This window comes from Bradyrhizobium sp. Kon69, from assembly GCF_055807515.1.
The window spans coordinates 373,069-394,444 of the sequence record NZ_JBVVOS010000002.1 but is presented as its reverse complement, the minus strand read 5'-3'; the positions used below and the strand labels follow the sequence as shown (position 1 = coordinate 394,444).

Below are 21,376 nucleotides of genomic sequence, written 5' to 3'. Positions count from 1 at the left end.
GCCCTTTATCAATGAATGGCCGCATACATGATCTTGTCCGAGGTCGCATCAGCCCGCGCCATTTCCTCGACGATACGCCCGCCGCGAGCGACAAGGATCCGATCCGAGATAGCCAGAATTTCCGGCAGATAGGAGGAAATCACGACAACCGCCTTGTTTTCGCGCGCGAGCTTGCGAATTGCATCGTGGATTTGCGGAATAGCGCTGACGTCGACACCTCGGGTCGGTTCGTCGAAGATGACCACCGAAGGCTCCTGGGCCAGGGACTTTCCCACCACGACTTTCTGCTGGTTGCCACCGGAATATTCAACAATTTTCAGCGTTCGTTTCAATGCCGAGATCGAGAGCGCCGAAATCCACTGATCGGCGATCCGCTTCATCTCGCGCGTCGAATAGAGGAACCGCTTGACGCGCGGTGACGACAGATAGCCAAGATAGATGTTCTGATCCACCGTCATCGTTTCGAAGAAGCCGTCCACTTTGCGGTCCTCCGTAATGTAGGCAATGCCGTCGCGCACGGCCTGCCGCGGCACCCGGTAGCGGACCGGCTTGTCCCGCAGATAGATCATCCCGCCTCGCAGGAAGTTCCGCTTGCGCGCGCCGCTGACGATCTGCGCGATCTCGGAACGCCCCGCTCCGACCAGCCCGAAGATGCCGACGACTTCACGGTTGAACACGGAGAACGACATGTTCTTGACGATGCTGCCCATCGTCACGTTTTCGACCGAAAGCACTTTCTCGCCGCGCGGCGCATGAGGCTTCGGCGCATCCGGATCGGCGCCGTGGGTCTCGTACTGCGCGGCCGTCTCCTTGCGACCGACCATCATCCGCACGAGTGAATCGCGGGTCACCTCCTTCGCCGGTGCAGTGGCGACGAGCTTTCCGTCGCGGAGCACAGTGATGCGATCGGCGATGTTGAGGGCCTCTTCCAGCGCGTGCGAGATGAAGATGATCCCGGCACCCTTCTCTTTCAGCGTGTTGAGAAGGTGGTACAGATGCTGCGTCTCTTCGGGGGTCAGCGATGCGGTCGGCTCGTCGAAAATGAAGACCTGGGCGTTGTGGCGAACTGCACGCACGATCTCGACCATCTGCCGTTTCGCCGTTCCGAGGTTCTCCACCAGCACCAGCGGGTCGACGTTGAAGTTCATGGATTGCAGCGACTGGGTCGCCGCAATGTTGATCTTGCTGTAGACCGTGACCCACTTCTCCATGCCGAGCTCGAGGTTCTGCGCCACCGTCATCGAGGGCACCAGACTGGATTCCTGGTAGACCATCGCGACGCCTCCCTCCAGCGCCTCCTTCGGTGACGCGAACGAAACCTTGCGCCCCTGGATCAGATAGTCGCCGGAGGTCAGCGTGATCGCGCCGGCAATCGCCTTGCAGAGCGTCGATTTGCCCGCGCCGTTCTCGCCCAGCAGCGCGTGTATTTCGCCTGGTCGCAGATCGAAATTGACACCATCGATCGCGTGAAGGCCGCCATAGACCTTGCTTCCATTGACGATCTGAAGCAGCGGGGCCGCAGCCTGTTGTTCCGCCGGCATGGCGTTCATCCTTCTTGCACGCCGCAACCAAGCGGCAGTTCGACGAGGCAATCGCGCCCCTTGGACACCGCCAGCACGCGGGAACCGATCGGGCGGACTGCCATGACTCCGTGGACCCGGCCATCGACGCGGCTGTGCAACGTTTCCATCACCCCACCCTGAGCGTCGAGACGGGCGACGAGGCCATACGAGCGCGGCGGCGCCCACGGCTTCTGGATTCCGAGTTTCTTGATGCGGCCAATCTGGGTCGGCTCGCGCGGATTGAGGCGACCATCCAGCGCCGGCCCGATCCACAGCTCGGGCGGAACCGTCCGCATCATCTCTTCGCAGAACCCCCGTTCGCGCAGGACGAATTCGGTCAGTTGGGTGCGAAGCGCGAAGAAGGCCATCCAGATTTCGCCGTCCGTGCCCCGGGCGAGCCGCGCCGGATAGCCGGTATGGTTCTTGGCGATCACACGCTTGTCGTCACCCGCGCGCGAAAATGCGGTCAAGCGGTGGGCCCAAGATTCGGCGACCCACACTTCCCTGCCGTCCCCGGATATGACCACGCCGAGCGGCCATGCGAGACCTTCCGCGCGCACGCGCGCATCACCGAGCGAGGAATTGCAGGCGATGAGACGGCCCGACGGGGCCCGGTTCTGCATCAGATCGGCGAGCCAGAGTTCAGGCCGGTTGTTGCGCGAGCCATCAGTCAGATAGATCGCTCCATCGGGAGCGACCGTCACCGACAATGGACAGGAAATCTTCTCGCCGCCGACGCTTTCGAGCTTGCCGACGGCTTCACCAGATGGAGACAGCGCCAACAGCCCTGCGCCGGAAACACAGGCGAGCAGCCGGCCGTCCTGCGCGCATGCTAGTCCCCCGACCGGCCCGTCAAGCGTCGCGAACACCGCACGCGTCTCGAAATCGGCCCCGGTGCAACGCAGGATGCGATTCCCGGTCGAGACATAGAGAGTGCCGTCCTGCCCCAGCACGATGTCGTCCGGCCGCTCGATGTCATCGCCGAGCTGGCGGGCCTCATCGAGCCGCTGGTTCGGGGAGAACGCGCCGTCGAGCACGGGAATGCCGTGAATTTCCCGGTTCGGAGACAACACGCGATCGATGATATCGCCAAGCAGAGACATGGCTCAGGCCCCTTCCCAATAGGACTTGTGCGCTTCCCACGTCGGGTCGGCGTCCTGCAGGCGAATGCGGCCGATACGGTTGTTCTCGAGACCGCCGATATAGAGATAACCCTTGTGTTCGCGGACCGACGTGATGGTCGGATGCGAGAGCCCGCCTGGATCCCACAGCGATTCCGTCACCACGCCATGGTCGTCGAACTTGATCACGCAGCCGTAGTTGATGCCCGGGCACAGCCACTCGTCCGGCGGAATTTGCTTGACCATGCGGGTGCGGAAAACAGGGTTGCGCATGGCAAGGTCATAGACCGGAGTGCGCAGGCCGACGAAGGCGAGCCAGTACTTGCCATCGGAGGCGCGGTTGATGTTGTCGCAATAGCCCGGAAGGTTGTCGATCAGGATTTCGCTGGTGCCCGCCTTCGGGCCGGCGATCCAGTAGCGGTTGATCTGGCACAGCCAGGTGCTGGCCCACAGCACCGACTGACCGTCATGCGAAATGCAGATGCCGTTGGGAAACGTCAGGTTCTTGAGGACGGTCTTGGTTATGCCGGTCTTCGGATCATGGCAGATCAGCCGTCCGTTGCCGCGCCCCTCGAAGCCGTCGAGCGCCCAGTCGGTCAGTTCGTAACGGGTCGATGCTTCGCTGAAATAGATCTTGCCGTCGGGCGCGACGTCGAGATCGTCCGCGAGATAGAGCCGCGAGTCGTCCTTGAGGCGTGTGCGCGTACGCGTGGTGCGATCGGTCACCTTGAAGACCGAGCGATCGGGCTTCACGCCGTAGACGCCCATGCCGGCGATGCAGACGAGGAGGTTCTGATCCCGATCGAACGCCAACCCGAGCGGTCGGCCGCCGATCCGCGCGAATTCCTCGCGGACGGTATAGTCCGGCGCGAAAAAGCGGATGATCGAGCCGTTGCGGTTGACCGTGTAGAGGTTGTCCTTGCGGTCGAGGATGACGTCCTCCGGGCCCTCGATCATGTTGAGCGCGATCGCTTCCGCATTCTTCAGGCGGTCATTCTCCGCGAACGGCGTGCCACTACCGCGCTCGACGGACGGCGGCGGCTCGAAATCAACCCAGCTTGGCGTCACATAGACCTTTTGCAGCACCTTGCCCTTGTTCTTGACCCACTTCACGTTGAAGCCGACCGCGAACAGCAGGATGACACCGATGACGGCCGTCGTCAGGTTGCCGGAGATGCCCAGCCGCACCATGCCGCTGGTGAGCATAAAGATGATCGCCGCGCCCATGATGGCGCGCGCGATGGTGCCGCGCCCGCCGGAGAGGCTGATACCGCCGAGAACCACCGCGGCCAGCGCGTTGATCTCCCAGCCGACGCCGGTGTCGGTGCCCGAACTGCTCTGCCGGGCGGCATAGAGAGTTCCCGCCAGTGCCGCGATCGCCCCCGACATCACATAGGCCGAGAACAGCACGCGCTTGACGTTGACGCCGGCGTGGCGGGCTGCCTTGCGGCTCGACCCGACCGCCATGATGTGGACGCCGGGCTTGATGCGGGTGAGAAAGAAATGCGTGCCGGCGGCAAGCAGGATCAGCACCAGCATGTTGAAGGGCACGCCGAAAACCTTGCCGGCCCCCATGAAGTCCCATGCACTGGAGCCATTGTCGATGCTAGCGAGCTCGTTCGTATACGCGACTGTCACCTTGTTGTAAGCGGCGCGAACGATGATGAGGACAACCAGGGTCGTCAGGAACGGCCGGGTCTTGCCGTAGGCAATCAAGCCACCATTGATCGCGCCCATCGCCGCGCCGAACAGGATGACGAGCACGATCGTCAAAGGGAGCGGCAGCCCGAGAATGAGATAGAGGTAGAGCGTCAGGAAATTCGACATTGCGAACACTGCGCCGACGGACAGGTCGATGCCGCCGGAGAGCACGGAGAACGCCATCGCCACCGCGACCATCCCCTGCTCGGCGAAATTCCGCATCAATTCCTGAAGGCTGCCTGCCGTCAGGTAGCGTGGAATCATCACCGCGAAGGCCAAGAAGACCATGATCGTCAACGTGAATGGAATGACCGGCTCCATCCACCGCTTCTCAAGCAGTTCGCCCAGGAACAGCTGGGGCGAATGGCGATGCCAGGCGCGTTGCAGGCTTTTCATCAACAGACTCCGACGGGTCCGGCGCGCAGGCGGCCGAACGACGGGACGACGCAGGGGGGATGGGGATCGACAAGTCCGGCCTGCCCGCGCCCAAGAGGGCAAGATGGCGCGGGCGCCGGAAGGACTACTTCGTGCCCTTCGGGATGCTGAAGCAGTACATGCGATCGTCCTTCGACTTCACCCAGGCGGGGGTCGTGTAATAGGCGATGTTCTTCGCGCCCGGTTTGTCGCCGCTCTGCAGCAGCGCGATCACCGCGTCAGCGATGGTCTGTCCCTGCACGTCGGCGCGATAGGACAGGTTCGCGGAGAACGCACCTTGCTCCAGAAGGTCGCAATCGGCGGGCTGGCCGTCGCTGGCGACGAAAACCTTCACCTTGTCGCCCATATTGGCCGCCTTGATCGCCTGCGCCGCACCCGCCGTCTGCGGTCCCCAGACGCTGAGGATCCCGCACAGCTTCGGATGCTGTTGCAACACGGTGGTAGTGATGTCGCCGGCCTTGTTGGCGTCCCAGCTGGTCGGTTGCGACGACACGACCTTGATCGACGGATCGGTCTTGAACACCTCCATCGCGCCGTTCTTCATGTCGAGCGAATAGGCTGCAGTCGCCTCGCCTTCGAGGATCGCGATCTCGCCCGAGCCCTTGCCGCCGCCGCACTGATTGATCACTTCGCGAGCGATCTTGGTACCCAGATCCTTGGCATCGACACCGACATAGGCGTCGGTCAGCGTATTCGATGCCATGTTGACCTGCACGACATAGATGCCCGCGTCCATCGCACGCTTCAGTTCCTTGGCCAGTAGCGTGACGTTCGGGTTTTGCACCACGATCACATCGGGCTTGTCGTTGATGTAGTCGCTGACGGTCTGAAGCTGGATGTCAGACTTCATGTTGGCGTCGCGGGTGACGAGCTTGATGCCGTAATCGTCGAAACGATCCTTCATCACGCGCGTCCATTCGGATTCCAGAACCCCCATCCAGACCGGTGACCAGGCCACCGTCTTACCTTTGAGCGCCTTGTCGAATTTCTCGCGCAATTGGTCACGCGGCCCGGCCGCCTGCGATGGCGCCGCAGCAACTACGGCGGTTACGATCATTGCCGCCAGCCCGATGCCGGCGAGCGCCTTCCCGTGGATTGTTTTCGTCATGTCTCTCCCTCTCTTTTTATGTAGTGACCGCTTGTTGCGGCCGGTTGATGGGCGATGAGCTTTAGTCGCCCTGCTTTGACGTCTCCTCATCCCGCGGGTGCAGCCGGGAATCTAGCAGGATCGCGATCAGCAGCACGATTCCCTTGACGATGTTCTGGGTCTGCACGTCCATGTCCATGATGGTCATGCCGTTCAGCAGCACACCGATCAGCAGCGTTCCGGCAATGACGCTCATCACATTGCCGCGGCCGCCGACGAGGCTGACGCCACCGAGCACCACAACCATGATGACATCGAAAATGATCGTCGATTCCGCGACCTGGAGATGCATGAGCGCCGTCTGCGCGACCATGACGACGCCGCCGACATAACCGATCGCGGCGCACAGCGCATACTCGATCATGGTCAAGGGGCGGGTCGGCAGACCAGTCTGACGCGCAGCGTCCGGATTGTCGCCGTGGGCGTAAACGAAACGCCCAATCACGGTGCGCGACAGGAAGAGATGCACGACGATCGCGGTGGCCGCGAAGATCAGGACCGAGATAGGCACGCCGCCCCAGATGTTTCCGCCGAGCTTCAGAAAATCGTCATGTCCCTTGGACAGATAAACGACGTAGTGCTGCACCGCAGTGGTACGGACGATGCCCAGCACCGCAAGGCTCGACGCCAGTGTCGTGAGAAGCGGCGGCATCTCGATCACCGAGATGAGAAATCCGTTCAAGATACCGATGACGATTGCCATCACGAAGCCGACCAGCAGGGCAACCGGCGTCGCGTAACCGGAATTCATCAGGATGATTGCAATTGCGGTAGAGGCGGCGAAGGAGGCGACTTGCGAAAGATCAAGTCCACGCCCGATCACGACGACGGCCATGCCGAGCGCGAGGATGCCGAGAATGGAAATGTTGCGCGCAAGCGCGAACATATTGCCGAGGGTCGGAAAGCCCTTCAGGAAGATCGAGAAGACGACGATCAAGACCGCGCACATCACCAGCACGGCCGTCGTCTGCGTCAATTTCGGCACGCGTGCGCCCGAGCTGCCGGTCACCAGGTCCTCCCGAAGTCGATCTTATTGTGGCAGGAAACTGACCAGAATGTATCCAAAAGTCAATAACCGTATCCAGAATTCGTGATTCGGATTTCAGACGGGCGCAACTAAAAGCCACGTGGAAAGGCATTTATTAGTATATTCAGCTAGATAACTTGAGACTTACTCGTGAAGTTTAGATCGTCCCTAACGACATTGATGAGGATTAAAATCCGGCATGAAGCCATTCTGCTGTTTTTGGATACATTACGTTGCCGCTTCGAGATTGGTGGCAGCTCGCGCGAACGTTTGGGCGCCTCGCTTTCGGCATTTTCCTTATCAGTCGCCTAACTGACTCCTTTTTGTTAGAAACCTTATGAGTCGGCTCCGATAGTCGTATCCGGCGTTTACGCGTCTGATCTGCTGAGACTAAGACGGCTTCTGACGATCGCGACGATTCCCAATGCCGCCGACCATGTCCCGCGACCTCCGAAAGTTCGGCTTGGCAGTCGACCCGTGAACAGCAAAGCATTACCCATGTGACGTCAACCGTGAGCTTGATCTCACGCTGATCTGAACTGCATTTCGGCCCACGACAAAATCGACCCAATAGGCTTGGTCGGACGCGGTCGATTCGGTGCCGACTACAAATCCGCTAAGGTCGACCGTCCACGCACCACTTCTTCAAATCAAGCAGCGGTACGGGCTTGAGGCGATCGGGCGATCGGTGTGCCTTTCGATGGCATGTGGGGCACAAGATTTCTAAATGCTCGGCGAAAGTCGTCCGTATACCTACCGCCAGGGGAGACGGATGGTGCGCGTCAAACATGGCAGGATCCGCGTTGGCGAAACCACACGCCTCGCAAGTGAACATACCATGCTTTAGTGCATTCAGACGCTTCGCTTCTCGGCTCAGAGTTGCATCTCTTTCCGTCAATTGCTGAAGCTTCCAATACCGCTTGCCCTCCTCCTTCGCTGCGACCCGTAGTGAGGGCAACTTCGTGCTGACGAGCCGGGGAGTGCCATCATCAAAAAAGTTAGCGCCTGCCGGGAGTCTGGCCGGCACCAGCTCGAAGTTCTTCAACACGTCGTACAGTTGCCTGATTTTCTGCGGTCTGATTATTCCGTCCTGCGCGCCGGCGAGGATCGTACGATCGTCGAATTCCAGATCTTCGATTAAGTGAGGCATTGCCACGAATCGCCAAACTTCACGCAATGCGATCGCGACAGGCCATTGGGCAAGCCGCCTCACCTCTTCCGGATCGGAGAGAAGCAGAGCTGTCGGGCCGTAAATAGGACTGAGGCGAACCAGATCGATGACTCGACCTTCATTCTCAGGGAGGACGTTTTTCCCGCCTCCAATTGTAATGATAAATGGATGATCGGAAACCTTCTTTGCCGCCGCCGCCGGTAATGAGTAGTAGCCTTTACTGCTAGGATCGCCTCGCCCTCCGAAACAGAGCACAAAGGAAGAGACCTGCCGAAAAACTGCTTTCACGCCCATCAACTGATCGAGCGACGGCACGAGCTGGGAAAAGACGGCCGCGCGCGCCCGGGGAAGATAAACTTTTCCTTCGGTCAGCTCTTCGATCTTCTGCTTGAGAACCTTGGTGTTTGTAGGACCAACATTTCCCGCCGGCTTGTAGCCGGATACCCAAGCGCGCCCCATGGTTTCAAGGACGTGAGAAATGTTCTGCATGCGATATTCGATCGCGCCATCACTGCGTCCGGAAAGCCCTCCGGCCCGGAGCTTTTCACGCATAGCGGTCTTGTTGATTTCGCGGCCCACGATTTCGTCTTCGAGCATGCTCAAATAGGCTTCAGCCGCGAGCGCTATCTCTTCAACACTCCATCGCTCTTCGGCTGCACTTTCGCTGGGCGCTTCCAATTCGATCGTCTCTTGCAACAAGTGCTGCGGGCGGCCGGCATAGAATCGGCACTTGTCTTGCCCTATGACTTCATACCAGTTTGAACTTATGATAGAATAGACCCTACTCGAAGCAAAAGCGTCTTCGCGCAGTAAACGAGCCACCACTGACTCGTGAGAGCAGGCACTTCGGCCCATATGCAGAGCGGCTTCGACCAGCGATCTCCGCTATTTGCCCCAGCGCGATGAGACTGGATCAGGTTTTGCGGAAGACTTACACGATATCACACCAACTTGCTCCATTAGCGACCTAGTGCGGGCCAAACCGACCTTAACGATCAGCCGGCTCGAAAAGCACGGCCTTATAGATATTGATCGCTTCAGAGTTCGACAGTGCCCGACCGCTGGGAGACGGCAGCAGAAAGAACTTAATCTTGCGACCGCCTATTATCATCCGCTCAAACGGCTGGCTCCGGTCAATAGTGCGGTCATTGGCCCACCGTTCGCGGAAAGCACGCCAGCGCTCCGTCCGCCTCATGGCCATGAACGACCATTCCGATGCTCTATGGCTCGTGAAAGCCAGAGCCTCGATTGAGGGATGTTGCATCAAGACTTCTTCAAAATCTACGCACTCGCCGGACTGGGGCTTAATGATATCGTCGTCGCTCGAACTGCACTCGCGCCCGGACTTTCTGCGATAGGTGTTTAAGACGTCTTTCATCCACAGACGATTTCGTTTGAGATAGTCCCGTGCCGCTCTGCGATATTCTTGTGCCTCCGCTTCGTCATTCGGCAGCGGCATTCCCCGTTCCGCGGCAACTTGGTTTAGCCAAAGCCACATGTTGTTATGTCCAGAACCATAGAAAAACTCGAAATCGAGTTTGTGCGCTCCCACCCCTTCGCATTGAGGGCTCGAGAACCTCGGCGGCGGCGCAGTCCCGACAACTAGCAATCGAACGTTAGGGGGCATGAGCTCCGAATTGTAAGGGTGCGTTTCCACATCCGACATTGTGCTCTCCCCGCTCAACAAAGCAGACGCCCTTGCAAAGGGCCTAACTGATAGGCAAACGCTGTTCCCTAATCAGTTGGCCAACGGACTCCATTTGCGACCAACGCTAATCTGTTAGCGGACTGACTCCATTTGTCGGCTAACTAATTAGTCAAGCTAAAGACTCCGCTTGCGACTGATCCTTGGCTCCATCGATGTGATGACCCGCTCAAGTTAAGCCCTCGGCTAGTCGCGCCTGCAGATCCGCCCCCACCCGCTTGAAACCAAGTAGGCGAGCCACTGTTCTGACAAGCTCCTCGTCTTCACCCCCGGCATTATCTTCACGGGCTATCCTGAACGCGGCCTGTATCTCCAGAATAGAAATGCACGCAGCCTTGAGAGTTGCACCGCTTTCCGCAGAACGATCGCGAACCGGAGGCGCATCCGACTGACCTCGTGTGTACCAGAATATTCCATCGGTGAGTAGATCGGCACTTCCGGATCGGGCGACCGACAAAGCCGTTTCAGTCGCAGTCAATATTCGCGATCCCGCCTTTTCCTTGCCAAAGCAGGATGCGACGCGTCGAGCGATTTCTTCCACATGGACCGGTCCTTCGGCATCCACGATCCTTCGAGCCAGATTCGCAAGCGTGGAGACAGGTGCTTCATGCGGCTCGTTCGAAGTGCTGACGCGAAAGATCGCCCGCTGATATGGAGGCATCTGCCGAACAACGACCTCGGGAACTACGATCGGTGTAGCTTCCACCTCCGCTGGTTCGATCGATCGCGCCTGATTTGCTCCCTCGACCCGCAGTCCCTGGTCAGCCCTATCCCGCGCTTCCGAAAGCGCCGTGCGCAGTCGCTCTATCTCAAAGGGGCGATTATAGAACCAGTCGGTACTCCAAATGCGATGAAACCGCCAACCCAGGCGTTCAAGCACGTCCTGACGCAGACGGTCCCGTTCTCTGGCCCAAAGAGCGCTATGGTATGTCGCGCCATCACACTCGACGGCGAGAATGTAGCTGCCCGGCTTGTCAGGGTGACGAATTCCCAGATCGATTCGGAAACCAACAGATCCGACTTGCGCGTCTGCGAGGAAACCGTACCCCCGGATCACGTCAGCAACATCTTCCTCGAAAGGCGAATCTGCATCGAGGCCCGTCGGCGAGTCTACTTCCAGGCGACCATTCTTTGCAAAATCAAGAAAACGCTTGAGGATTCGCGGGCCTTCTCTCGAGGTGCGGTTCAAATCAATGTCACCGGGATCGAACGATGCAAACACCTCGCAGCGGATCCGAGCTCGGGTGAACAACACATTGAGACGTCGTTCGCCGCCTTCGCCGTTAACCGGACCGAATGACATGCTGTTCAACCTTCCGCCGGCGATAACGGGGCCATAGCCAACACTAACGAGAATAACGTCGCGCTCATCGCCCTGCACGTTCTCGATGTTCTTGACGAACAGATCTTCCGATTGTCCTTCACGCAAAAATTGGTCCAGCGTGGAGTCTTGGCGACGACGAAGCTCCAAAAGCTCCGTGATGAGATTTCGCTGTGCAAACGAAAACGTGACTACACCGAGAGAGTGTGATGGGTTTGTTCTCGCGTGTTCCGCTATCCGATCAACGATGGACTCACCTTCTTTGCGGTTGTCCCGCTTTCCACCTTTGTCGTAAACGCCATCGACCCGGGTGAAGCACAAGCCATAGGCCGGATCCCTCTGTAGAGGGGATGGCGGAAGAACGAGATCACTGTCATAAAATTCGCGATTCGAAACCTCGATCAGTGATGGATCGCGTGATCGATAATGCCATTTCAACATTCTACCTGCGAGGCCGCGCGCCTCGCAAAGAGTGAGGATACTCTCCATACTCCCGATAGTGGCAGCACCTTCCAGCAAGTCCGGGCCGACATATTCGTCATCGCCTTCCTTGTCATCCTCTTCGTCCGCCAACACCCGATCGAAGAAGGAAGACGGTGGAAGCTGCTTCTTGTCGCCCACAACTACGATTTGGGCAGCTCGCGCGATCGCCCCAAGCGCATCCTCTGGGCGGACTTGCGAAGCCTCATCGATAACTAGAAGGTCAAACGAGATCGTGCCCGGCGGCAAGTATTGAGCGACGGATATTGGGCTCATCAACAAGACGGGCTTAATGCGTTGTATCGCTGTGCCGGCCCTTTCGACCAATCGTCGCAGTGCCATATGGCCGCGCTTTTTCCCGATCTCACCACGGAGAACCTTCATCTCGCCCATGGCGCCTTGAGGCACTTGCGCAAGGTGGCCGGCTAGGATGGTAGTTACATTGTCCGTGAGCTGCTGTCGCTCTAGCGTCGCGAAGGTGTCAACCAGATCATGGCGCCTTTCCAGGCCAATGCCACGAAGGTCGGGGTTCTGCTCAAGAGCGATCTTCCAAAGGCGTTCGGCACGAGCGTAGCGCAGCTCGATTGCCGCAGCAGCTCCGTCTAGCTCCCCAGATCGCATCCGCTCCTCAAGGCTGGACAATCCCGCTGAGACGAGCGCTTCGCGACGCCGCGCTAGCTGGGTCCACGACGTATACCGCCCAGTCGCGGCGGCCATCGTGCCAAAGCGCGCCGCGACTGCGCCGAGATCGGTATGCTCTAGGCCTAGGTCACCAAAACTAGCAAGATTAAGATCAAGCAGTTTCACGATGGCTTGCAACGCCGAGCGTGCAGTTTGCGCGGCCTCTTGCAATGCCCGTCGCATTGCGGCTAGGCTATCAGCCCGAGCAGCCAGCGCGACCGACTTGTCTGAACTCACGGAAATCGGGGCTTTAGAAAGTCTCTCGCACCATTCGACGATGGTTACCAGTCTCCCAAAGTCGGATTTCTCTCCACGCCAGGCATCGCCGAGAATACGACCGCAATTTTCGCGATCGCCTTCCCATTCGGATCTCAACGAGACCAAAGTGATCAATTGGTCGATCCGCGCAACCCTCTCGGCTGCTGTTTTGGGTAGGCTTCCCCGCAATAGGCCGGCAAGTTCGCGTGAAGCGCCGCGATAGCGACCACCCCAGCGAGCAAAATATGAACGAGTACCTGCCGCGAGCGGAGCGCGTAGATGGCCCGACGAAATGCTGAACGCGGTTTCAACGAATACTTCTGACGCTTGATCGAGCGCTTGCCGCCAGGCCATCCCAGCGCGCAATGCTTGGTGAAGGCGATGAATGTCCGGTGCGTCGAGCACCTTCTGCGCAATGTCGGCAGCGCCAAGAGGCAGTCCTTCGAGCCGCCCTAGTACATCGGCCAACGGAGCAACGATATCCAGGGCGGCGGTAACATGCAAAGCAAGTGTGTCGACAGGCACGCGCAATGACGCTGCAAGCGAGGTCACGGCAGCTTGAGCTTCAGTCAGCGTAGCTTTCAGACGAGCTAAGTCCACCGGCTGAAGGTGAAGATTACCTGTGCCTTCGAAAGGGTGAATGGTTGCTCGTCCCTCTTCCGCGAGGAGTGCGCCATATTCCTCGATTGTCGCTAGCAAATCGATCTCTTGCTGCCGCGACATCGAACTCAGGCTTTCGACCTCCAGACTTGGAGGCAAGATACCTTTCCCGATAAACTGGGATTGCCGTCCAAGCACGCTGTAGGCTGTCTCTCCGGTTGCTCCGATCGGTCGGTGTAACGCCCCCGCAAGATTGTTCAGCCGGTCGCGGCTTTCCGTCACGGCAATTGGCGCTCCCGGCACTCCTGGCACGACGCTGGCCTGCGACAAGGTGCGCGCCAGCTCGCTTAAAACAGCCTTCTTATTTGCGCTTCTCGAATGCAATTCGAGGCATACATCGCGTAGCCCGACCTTCACGAGGCGGTCGTGCACCACAGAGAGCGCCGCCATTTTCTCGGCGAGAAAGAGGACTCGCTTACCTTCCTTGGCTGCAGCCGCAATGATGTTAGTGATCGTCTGAGATTTGCCCGTTCCAGGCGGCCCTTGAACCACCAGATTGCGCCCCGACCGCACCTCCTCGATCACTTTCGCTTGCGACGCATCCGCATCGACGACATGGAATAGCTTTTCGGGCGGCAGGACCTCGTCCAGTTTATCATTTGAGTTAAATAGCGGTTCCTCGCGTTCAAACCCCTCGTAGAGTAGACCACGAGTCAGCGCATGGCCTGCCAACGCGTCGTCGGGCCACGTTTCAATGGCCAAATCACGATACATCAGCAGCTTGCTGAAGCTGAAGAATCCCAACTGCATAGCGTTGGGGTCGAGTTTCCAGCGATCACGCGAATTGGTGACTAGTTGAACTTCCGTAAAATAGTCGGAAGGTTTCCAGTCCTCCTCGATTTCGAGTTCGGGAAGTTCGATTCCGAAATCGTCCCTCAACCGCTGCTGGAGCGGCAGGTTCGTGAGAGCGTCTTCGTCCCGCACTCGAAGGTCGAATGTCGACGTCCTGGCATTGCGCACGAGTTCTACGGGAAGGAGGACGAGCGGTGCTTCGCGGGGTAAGCTCGACGCCTTATCCTCATACCAGGTCAGAAAGCCCATCGCGAGGTAAAGGACGTTGACGCCGGATTCCTCCTCCGCAGTTTGGGCTTCCCGCGCTATCTTCAGCAGCTTTTTTTGCAGTGCGTCAGGACCGAGCCGCGTTTCAAGCCATGAATCGGTGTAGCGATCTTCGTCGGGCCCCTGCTGCATAACGTCGGTAAGGACGACTTCGCGGCTATCCTCGACCTTGTCTTTGCCAAGCGCGAAGAAGCGCATGGCCTTGCCACCGGAAAGCAAGGCGTGAACATCATCCGAATGCTCGTTCACAATGTTCAGTACATTACCGCGCGTGTTCGCGCGATTGACGTGAACAAGGCGATTGCGAGTACCCGTCTCGACCAACCTGCGCCGCGTATCATCGAACAGCTTGATTACAGCCGATCGTGTTTCCTGATCCTCGCCTTTCGGCCGCGTGCCGACGCTCGCCAAGCTAACTGCTCCCCCTCTCTGGAAACTCGTCTGACGCGTAAGGGCTCACCTCTGCCGCGCCGCACATTTTGACCCGCACAGCATTCTGCAGATGCTGCGTTCGCTTTACGCTCAATACCGGCCCTGCCCCAATTCCTCTTCTAGTTGTGAATGAATATAACGAGAAATGAGGCGAGTCATCTCCCTTCCGCGGGTAATTAGACCAAAGGCGATGTGGATAGGCTTTCAGGGCCTGAATCCGGATTCCTACGGACGTCTATGCTCGAGCTGTCCGCGACGCTTGAGACGACAACGCTACATCTGCCCCAATGGATCGAGCGCCTGGACAGATTGGGATGGTGCAAGTTCCTTGCACGAAACTCTTCACTCAAGGTCTTCTTGCCGTGTCAGCGTCCTTTGCAAGGTCCAATAGATGTCAAGCGATCCCGTTCTAAGTTGTAGATGTTTACGTCAGTGAAATTCATTGTACTTGACGAAAGCTGTACTGGCGCTGCATCAACCGGCGGCGACTAAGCCATCCTGTGGCTCGGTGGTGAAGCAATTTTTCAAACAAAGTCTTTGACCAACTGCCGAGTTTTTTGCGTTGGCGCGCTGTAACTTACAAGTCTCGCATCCAGCTCGAAACGCGACATTGTTGTCAGCGCTCGCCTGATGGCAGCATCGATCCACTCGCCCTCGTTGCCGAACGCACTCCCGCCAAGACGTGTAAGCAAGACAACGTTGGACATGCCTCGTTGCTTATTCAGGACGGCGGCCAACAAGGTGGCCTCGTAGGCCGCCTCCAGAACCAGCGACGCGAAGGGCTTCCAGTGCGCCGACGGAACCTGCGAATAAGCGAGCGGAAGCGCCGAGCAAAACACCTGCGAAACCCGCGGTCGCTGCGATCCCTCAGCGTCAGTGACCTCCACGTCGCTATGCACACCGACCCGCAGCCTGCCACGCAGCGTATCGAGCTGGGCTGGCGCCAGCCCTTTCAGGTGCTCCGCAATAGCGTCAAGTCCGATGCGGGTGCACAGGGCGTAGCCGTTGGCCATCTGCCACAAAGCCTCGACCGGCCTATTCAGGTTCGCGGCCAGGGCTTCGCCAACGTCGGCCAGTGCGTCGAGTTGGCGCGTTGCTGTCTGTCCGTAACTGTCACCAACTGGAGCAAAGTAGTTCCTGTAGATCGTCGCCGCTCCGGCAGCGATCGCGCAGGCCGGCCCTTGGGTCGGGTCGCCTTGATAGCGGGTGACCCCGTCCTCAGGAGTCACGGCGGGACCGGTCATCTCCAGCAGGTTGAATTGGGAGGCAACCTGAAACAAGGCACCGGCGTTCGCGGGCTGTCGATGCATCTGTCGGACATCGCCGCGAACCACTTCCAGTCTCAGGTGCCCTTCCGGCCGACTGAGGGAAGCTGCCCGCTCACGCAACGACTGCAACGACACCAGCTCGAGTTCGCCGATGCCATAGCTCTTTCCGTTGACGAGGGACCGGAGCTCACGGCCCTCGACCTTCATCCTGGCACGCGTGTCGGCGTAGCTGCTCTCGCGAAAACCCGTCAGTCGCTCGAACCAGTCCATTTCGCATTCTCGCTCAAGATATCGTTGGTCAACTGGAAGTCCTCGGGCTTGCCCTTGGCGATGGTCCTGACGCCTTCCTTTTTCAGCTCCAGCCGCTTTTTCTTGATACGGCCTTCCTTCTCGTCCTGGCCGAAATCGTAGATCAGGAGATAAACGTGGGGATGAATCGACAGCTCGACCTTCCCCTCGGCAACCTGTTTGACGAGATCATCGACCCGCCTGCCCCGACTTTGACCGCTGATCTCCATCAGATTCCTACAGGTGCTGACATAGCCCCCAATCAGGCTTTCCTGGGTTTCTTTGGCCTGGATGAACTGCTCATACTTTCTGATTTGAGCGATCACAGCCGTGGAGCGCTCCGGAAGTGGAAGGCTCTTTGCTCCCTTGGGAAGCTTTTCCAGGTCCCACAGCTCACGATTATCCGCGCATTTTGCTTCGCAGAAGGCCAACTCGGCTTTGCCCGGTTTCCCCGGGACCAGCACTGCGATATCCATCCGCGGCGCGGATAGATCGCCGTTCTCTCCAGCCTTCGTGAAGGCAATTTCGAGATCAACGACCTTCGGTTCCTTCCTGGCAATCTTGTGCACCCCGCTTTTTTCGGGCCCGGCAAATCGCGCAGCCGTCTTGATCAATTGCGGCAAGGTGAGCTTGGACTGGTAATCGGTGTTCACGATGTCGGCAGGGTTGAGATCGAACGCCTTCCCATCGAACGACACATACGGATCCTTTTTCTCAAGCTCCGGCTTCACCAGATACTTGTAATGGATCGCAAGACGGGGCTGGCTGCCATTGCTGCCGCCTTTCGCGAACGCAATCTTGAAGACGCTCTGACCTTTGACATAGGCGTTCAGGTATCCGTTCCGGACCGCAAGCAACAGGTCCTTGCTCTCCAGCACCTCCTTCCACCAATTGTCGATCGAGCTCTCCGCGAGCACCTTCAGACCATCGATTTGCGGGGAAGAAAGACCGCGCTTGAGAAAGTTTAGTTCAGACGTCAATCCATTCACCATCGTCCACCAATTCCACATTGCTAAAGAGATCCGGAAACCGAAGCCGTTCAAACGTATGTATCGGGATCAGCCGCTTCGCCGCCACGGCCGAGGCAAGGCGCTTCAGGTCGGACGGACCGGCGTGTCCCGATGTATGAATCGTTTCGAACGGGATGCCGCGGCGGCCGCAATCAGCCTTCAAGGCTGCTCCCGCCTGGCCGTCGGCCAGATAGCCGTCCCATTGCGACCAGAACACTCTCGCGCCCGTGAGCGCGTTGGCCTGCGCCAGATCGGACATCATCCAGCCCCGAAACAGCATGACCGAGCGCGGGGCGCTCCCGGCGAGTTGCCCGGGCCAGACCCGAAAGCCGCGATAGCCATCGACCAGGGCGGCGATCCCCTTGGCTTTCAACTGAACGCGCTGCCTCTGCGGGATGTAGACCGCGAGATTCGACCATCCTGGCGCGGGCTGGGGAATGCTGTCGTGTCCCGTGGCCTTCAGCACTTCGGCGGCGTAGGCATCGATGACGACGCTACGGCCCGTTCGTTTCGCCGCGCGATAGATCGTGACCACCCGGTCGATGTTCTGGGCGGAGCAGGCGACCAGGGCGAAGCCTTCGGTCTGCTCGAACCGCGCGACGAATGTCTCTTCAAGGTCCTCCTCGGACGGGAACGTCGCGTCGTCAGCCAGGCGGCCGAGGCTCGATCCTTCCATCAACATGAGGTCGATGTCGCGGGGCGGATCGCTGATAAGGGCGTCAAACAGCTTGCGCTTGCGGCCGTGGGCGCGCAAATCGCCGGAATTGAACACGCGCTTGCCGCCGGACGAGATTTCCATGGCGTAGGCATCGAAGCCCGAATGGTCCACGAGGCGGGGCGTGACGGTGAAGGGGCCAAGCTGGATCGGCTTGCGGTGCTCGAGGTGGTTACTTGCCTTCAAGGCCACGGCATCGGGAACGAAATCGGCGGCCGCCCGGATGATGCTCTCGGTCGCCTGTCCCATGATGAGCGGAATCGCAGGGTTTACCTTCGGCACTAGGCCCCAATGGTCCCGATGACCATGAGACAAGACGATACCGAGAAGGCTGCCACTGGGGACGGAAAGCCCATCGACGTCGGGCAGCGGTGTGGAAGCAAGGTCCTTGGCGTTCAGCGGAAGACCGAGATCGAGCAGGATTCGGGCCCCCTCGCTCTCCAACTCGATACAGCTGCCGCCAATCTCCCGCGTACCCCGATGGATTCGCAATCTCACTACGCGACCTCGCCCCCGCTCATTCCAATCTTCCTATATTCAATCGAGTCCCCGAGAAATTTACACGTTATGGAATATTTTCAAAAAATATTTGCCTGGCGAAGACCCCCTGCTGATGTCACCTAGATTGATTGCAATGGACGGTCAATATGAACGAACGAATGACCTTCGCGATTGGAGACATCCACGGATGCTTCGAGGAGCTCAGGTCTCTGCTCGAAATCTGCCGAAGCAGCGCGGGCGCCATCGCGCACGATTTCCTGTTCCTGGGCGACTATGTCGACAGGGGGCCCGCCTCCGACCAGGTGATTGCCTATCTGATGCGAGAACAGGCCAGCGCCCCGTCGCGATTCCGCTGCATCATGGGGAATCACGACCATATGCTTTGCCGCGCCGCTGATCGGAGCCGCTCCGATGCCGAGCTCATTCAGTGGTGGACGAACGGTGGCGAGCAGACACTGGATGCCTACGGCATGGACGACCCCTCCGATCTCCCGGCGGAGCACCTCGCGTGGATGAGAGCGTTGCCTCTTCAAGTTCGCGACGAGCACAGGTTGTTCGTTCATGCCGGAGTAAGACCCGGCGTTGCATTGGAGGCCCAGTCCAAGGACGACCTGTTGTGGATACGTGAGCCGTTCCTGTCCTCGAGGCTGTGGCACGGTGCTCTCGTGGTGCACGGCCATACGCCAACGGCAACGCGTGCTCCCGACGTTCAAGCCAATCGCGTCAACATCGATACGGGAGCCTGCTTCGGTGGGCCTCTCACGGCAGCGGCCTTTGGTTCGGTCCAGTCGGGCCCCCTGTTCTTTCTCAACAGCGACGGATTGAAGTTTCAACAGAAGCCCGAGCCTGCAACGCGGCGAAATCCCAAGAGTTTCCCCTAGTTTGCGAGTTTGAGAAATGACCCGAGCTACCCGTGCCTCGACTGATAAGCTTTCGCTGTTTTCCTTATCAGTACGCCAACTGACTCCGTTTTGTTAGAAAGCTTATCAGTCTGCGAATTAACTTCGCGGCCTGATCTGCGTACTCAGGTTTTGTAATCGGATGGTCGGCCGCCCTTATTGCCGCTCGCGCCGGGTTGAATCGGCTTGCCAACCGGCTTACCGTCCGCTCGTTTTTTCGTCGCAGCTTTTCCGCTTTTCACCCCGTAGTTATGCACACAGGGCGCGCTGGGTTGGCAAGACATGCCGTTATTCCTCATATCTGACTGCCCGCCAGAGATGCCCGGCAGCCTCTTGTCGCTCACCAACCAGGCGATCGAGCGCTTGCAGGCGAAGCTGCTCGATACCATGGTGATTGGCTCACCGCCAAAGGGGCTGTATGCGCCAGCCTTGGCGCGTTGCTTCATCCAAGCCCATCTGCGCCGCATGCTCATGTTTGTGGAAGGCGGCGTTGCTGAATTCCGCGCCGGACGCCCGCTGATGACCGAGATGGCCACAAGGGCGATCTACGAGAACGTTGCCGCCTTCTGCGATTACTCGACCAAGCTTCAGGCTCTCTGCGAAGCTGGGGACTACGCCGGATTAGCCGACCTGACAAACAAGTACGCCTTCGCCACGCGGTTACCTGCCTTCCTGGAGGAAGGTCCGGAATACAAAGCGCCGCAAATTCTCGGCCAAATCGACAAGATGAATAAGAAGGTTGAGACGTACCGGGAGGCGTACGACCACCTGTGCGAGATCGTTCATCCAAACGGGCTCGGAGCGGTTGTCTACTTCGGCAAGCACGACGGCCAGGTTCTGACGTTCTACCCGCAAGGCGCCATCCCTGAGAGAGCAATGGAGTCCCTAACTGGCGCTGCTGTCCTGTTCCTCACCGTCTACAGTGAGCTGGACAAGATGGAGACGAGCCTCGACGCCATCACTGACTCGACTGAGCTTGGGTGAAATGGCGAGATCAACCCGAAGAGTTCAGCCATGGCAGCCGATGTTTGCGCTGCCGAACATCAGGCTTCAGGAAGCAATCGAGGTTGATGGTTTCGCCGTTGCTCCTGTCACGGACCAGCGCGTTCAAGAGATGTCGCGCAACCGGCGATTCCGGAGCTTCCTTGGTCGATTTAAGACGGAGTTCGGCGTTCCAGTCGAGCCGGCTCGTCATCCTCTGGCGGAACGACAAGCCCGACACCTATCGGACCATAGCGGCCATCTCGGGCTTCCGCGATGCAATAGCGATGTGCGTCATACCTATGGCGTGGGCGCTGACGCTCAAGCACCAGCGCAACATGGGACCGCTCTACGGCGACTATTTCTCTTTCTACCCATGGATGGTCGATAACCAGAACAAGAACCTAATTACCCGCACCCCGCTCATGTTCGGTATCCATGAGGTCAAGAAGCTGCGTGCCGTGACGACTCCAGCGGTTTCGCCCCAGAACGTATCGACGAGAGAGCTGGACCTCCCGTTGCTAAGAGAGCTGCTGTCGAGGTGGGAGCGCTGCTTTGCGACTGAAGCGCCTAGCGAGGAGGATGAGCGCCTATTTCGGTCGCTGAATGTGTCGCACGCTGCCTCTCTCATGCCGGCGGGCGTGGACAGCAAACTGTACGACGTGCTGCGTTCTGTTGCGCTTTGGGCTTCGGCATTCGAGATATTGCGGCCATCCCGTAGAGAGGCGTTCCGCTTGATCTACGAAGTGCTGGAGGGCATCGGCTGGAATCTGACCGACTGCAATCAAGAAAATCTACACTGTGTTTGGCGACGCCCAGGATGCGCGGCGCAAGCTGCCGGTTTGGATTTATGGCGAAATCACTCGCCTGCGCAACGATGCCCTCCACGGCAACCCGCTTAGGCTGGAACGCCTGATCGTGCCGCCGGGCAAGCAATCCATCGAGATGTATGCG

At 58.8% G+C, this 21,376-nt stretch carries 14 protein-coding genes; 3 read left to right on the top strand and 11 right to left on the bottom strand.

Annotated features, from left to right (window positions below; translation table 11 throughout):
• Positions 1 to 8: 8 nt before the first annotated feature.
• The 11 genes from AC0L3U_RS04100 to AC0L3U_RS04050 form a co-directional block, all read right to left on the bottom strand.
• Positions 9 to 1,550 carry a sugar ABC transporter ATP-binding protein gene (locus tag AC0L3U_RS04100; protein WP_473360826.1) on the bottom strand — a complete coding sequence of 514 codons (1,542 nt, stop codon included), beginning with the start codon at positions 1,548 to 1,550 and terminating at the stop codon, positions 9 to 11.
• Positions 1,547 to 2,599 carry an SMP-30/gluconolactonase/LRE family protein gene (locus tag AC0L3U_RS04095; RefSeq protein WP_473360786.1) on the bottom strand — a complete coding sequence of 351 codons (1,053 nt, stop codon included), beginning with the start codon at positions 2,597 to 2,599 and terminating at the stop codon, positions 1,547 to 1,549. The genes AC0L3U_RS04100 and AC0L3U_RS04095 overlap by 4 nt, the downstream gene beginning before the upstream one ends.
• Positions 2,600 to 2,668: 69 nt before the next feature.
• Positions 2,669 to 4,780, bottom strand: coding sequence for an ABC transporter permease (locus AC0L3U_RS04090; RefSeq protein WP_473360785.1), 2,112 nt, complete (start codon positions 4,778 to 4,780; stop codon positions 2,669 to 2,671).
• Positions 4,781 to 4,904: 124 nt separating this feature from the next.
• Positions 4,905 to 5,927, bottom strand: coding sequence for a sugar ABC transporter substrate-binding protein (locus tag AC0L3U_RS04085; RefSeq protein WP_473360784.1), 1,023 nt, complete (start codon positions 5,925 to 5,927; stop codon positions 4,905 to 4,907).
• 61 nt (positions 5,928 to 5,988) lie between these two features.
• The gene (locus tag AC0L3U_RS04080; protein WP_473360783.1) at positions 5,989 to 6,975 is read right to left on the bottom strand and encodes an ABC transporter permease; all 987 of its coding nucleotides are present in this window, start codon (positions 6,973 to 6,975) and stop codon (positions 5,989 to 5,991) included.
• A gap of 634 nt (positions 6,976 to 7,609) precedes the next feature.
• Positions 7,610 to 8,986, bottom strand: a complete 1,377-nt coding sequence (locus AC0L3U_RS04075; protein ID WP_473360782.1) for an HNH endonuclease — start codon at positions 8,984 to 8,986, stop codon at positions 7,610 to 7,612.
• A gap of 166 nt (positions 8,987 to 9,152) precedes the next feature.
• Positions 9,153 to 9,830, bottom strand: coding sequence for a uracil-DNA glycosylase family protein (locus AC0L3U_RS04070; RefSeq protein ID WP_473360781.1), 678 nt, complete (start codon positions 9,828 to 9,830; stop codon positions 9,153 to 9,155).
• 208 nt (positions 9,831 to 10,038) lie between these two features.
• Positions 10,039 to 14,739, bottom strand: coding sequence for a DUF3320 domain-containing protein (locus AC0L3U_RS04065; RefSeq protein ID WP_473360780.1), 4,701 nt, complete (start codon positions 14,737 to 14,739; stop codon positions 10,039 to 10,041).
• Positions 14,740 to 15,284: 545 nt separating this feature from the next.
• Entirely contained in the window at positions 15,285 to 16,298 is a 1,014-nt protein-coding gene (locus AC0L3U_RS04060; protein ID WP_473360779.1) for a hypothetical protein, read from the bottom strand.
• Positions 16,277 to 17,308 carry a hypothetical protein gene (locus AC0L3U_RS04055; RefSeq protein ID WP_473360778.1) on the bottom strand — a complete coding sequence of 344 codons (1,032 nt, stop codon included), beginning with the start codon at positions 17,306 to 17,308 and terminating at the stop codon, positions 16,277 to 16,279. Before AC0L3U_RS04055 ends, AC0L3U_RS04060 begins: the two co-directional genes overlap by 22 nt.
• Entirely contained in the window at positions 17,286 to 18,290 is a 1,005-nt protein-coding gene (locus tag AC0L3U_RS04050; RefSeq protein WP_473360777.1) for an MBL fold metallo-hydrolase, read from the bottom strand. Before AC0L3U_RS04050 ends, AC0L3U_RS04055 begins: the two co-directional genes overlap by 23 nt.
• Positions 18,291 to 18,700: 410 nt before the next feature.
• Between AC0L3U_RS04050 and AC0L3U_RS04045 the strand changes: the two genes are divergently transcribed.
• From AC0L3U_RS04045 to AC0L3U_RS04035, 3 genes are all read left to right on the top strand, one after another.
• Positions 18,701 to 19,423: a metallophosphoesterase gene (locus tag AC0L3U_RS04045; protein WP_473360776.1), complete on the top strand. Its 723-nt coding sequence runs from the start codon at positions 18,701 to 18,703 to the stop codon at positions 19,421 to 19,423.
• A gap of 300 nt (positions 19,424 to 19,723) precedes the next feature.
• Positions 19,724 to 20,425 (top strand): hypothetical protein, encoded by a 702-nt coding sequence (locus AC0L3U_RS04040; RefSeq protein WP_473360775.1) that lies wholly within the window; start codon positions 19,724 to 19,726, stop codon positions 20,423 to 20,425.
• Between the two features lie 161 nt (positions 20,426 to 20,586).
• Positions 20,587 to 21,324 carry a hypothetical protein gene (locus AC0L3U_RS04035; RefSeq protein ID WP_473360774.1) on the top strand — a complete coding sequence of 246 codons (738 nt, stop codon included), beginning with the start codon at positions 20,587 to 20,589 and terminating at the stop codon, positions 21,322 to 21,324.
• Positions 21,325 to 21,376: the final 52 nt, after the last annotated feature.

Excerpts from the sequence above, each read along its gene's own strand:
- AC0L3U_RS04100 (WP_473360826.1), bottom strand. The coding sequence starts at position 1,550 with ATGAACGCCATGCCGGCGGAACAACAGGCTGCGGCCCCGCTGCTTCAG.
- AC0L3U_RS04090 (WP_473360785.1), bottom strand. The coding sequence starts at position 4,780 with ATGAAAAGCCTGCAACGCGCCTGGCATCGCCATTCGCCCCAGCTGTTC.
- AC0L3U_RS04085 (WP_473360784.1), bottom strand. The coding sequence starts at position 5,927 with ATGACGAAAACAATCCACGGGAAGGCGCTCGCCGGCATCGGGCTGGCG.
- AC0L3U_RS04070 (WP_473360781.1), bottom strand. The coding sequence starts at position 9,830 with ATGTCGGATGTGGAAACGCACCCTTACAATTCGGAGCTCATGCCCCCT.
- AC0L3U_RS04060 (WP_473360779.1), bottom strand. The coding sequence starts at position 16,298 with ATGGACTGGTTCGAGCGACTGACGGGTTTTCGCGAGAGCAGCTACGCC.
- AC0L3U_RS04055 (WP_473360778.1), bottom strand. The coding sequence starts at position 17,308 with ATGGTGAATGGATTGACGTCTGAACTAAACTTTCTCAAGCGCGGTCTT.
- AC0L3U_RS04050 (WP_473360777.1), bottom strand. The coding sequence starts at position 18,290 with ATGGGACAGGCGACCGAGAGCATCATCCGGGCGGCCGCCGATTTCGTT.
- AC0L3U_RS04045 (WP_473360776.1), top strand. The coding sequence starts at position 18,701 with ATGACCTTCGCGATTGGAGACATCCACGGATGCTTCGAGGAGCTCAGG.
- AC0L3U_RS04040 (WP_473360775.1), top strand. The coding sequence starts at position 19,724 with ATGCCGTTATTCCTCATATCTGACTGCCCGCCAGAGATGCCCGGCAGC.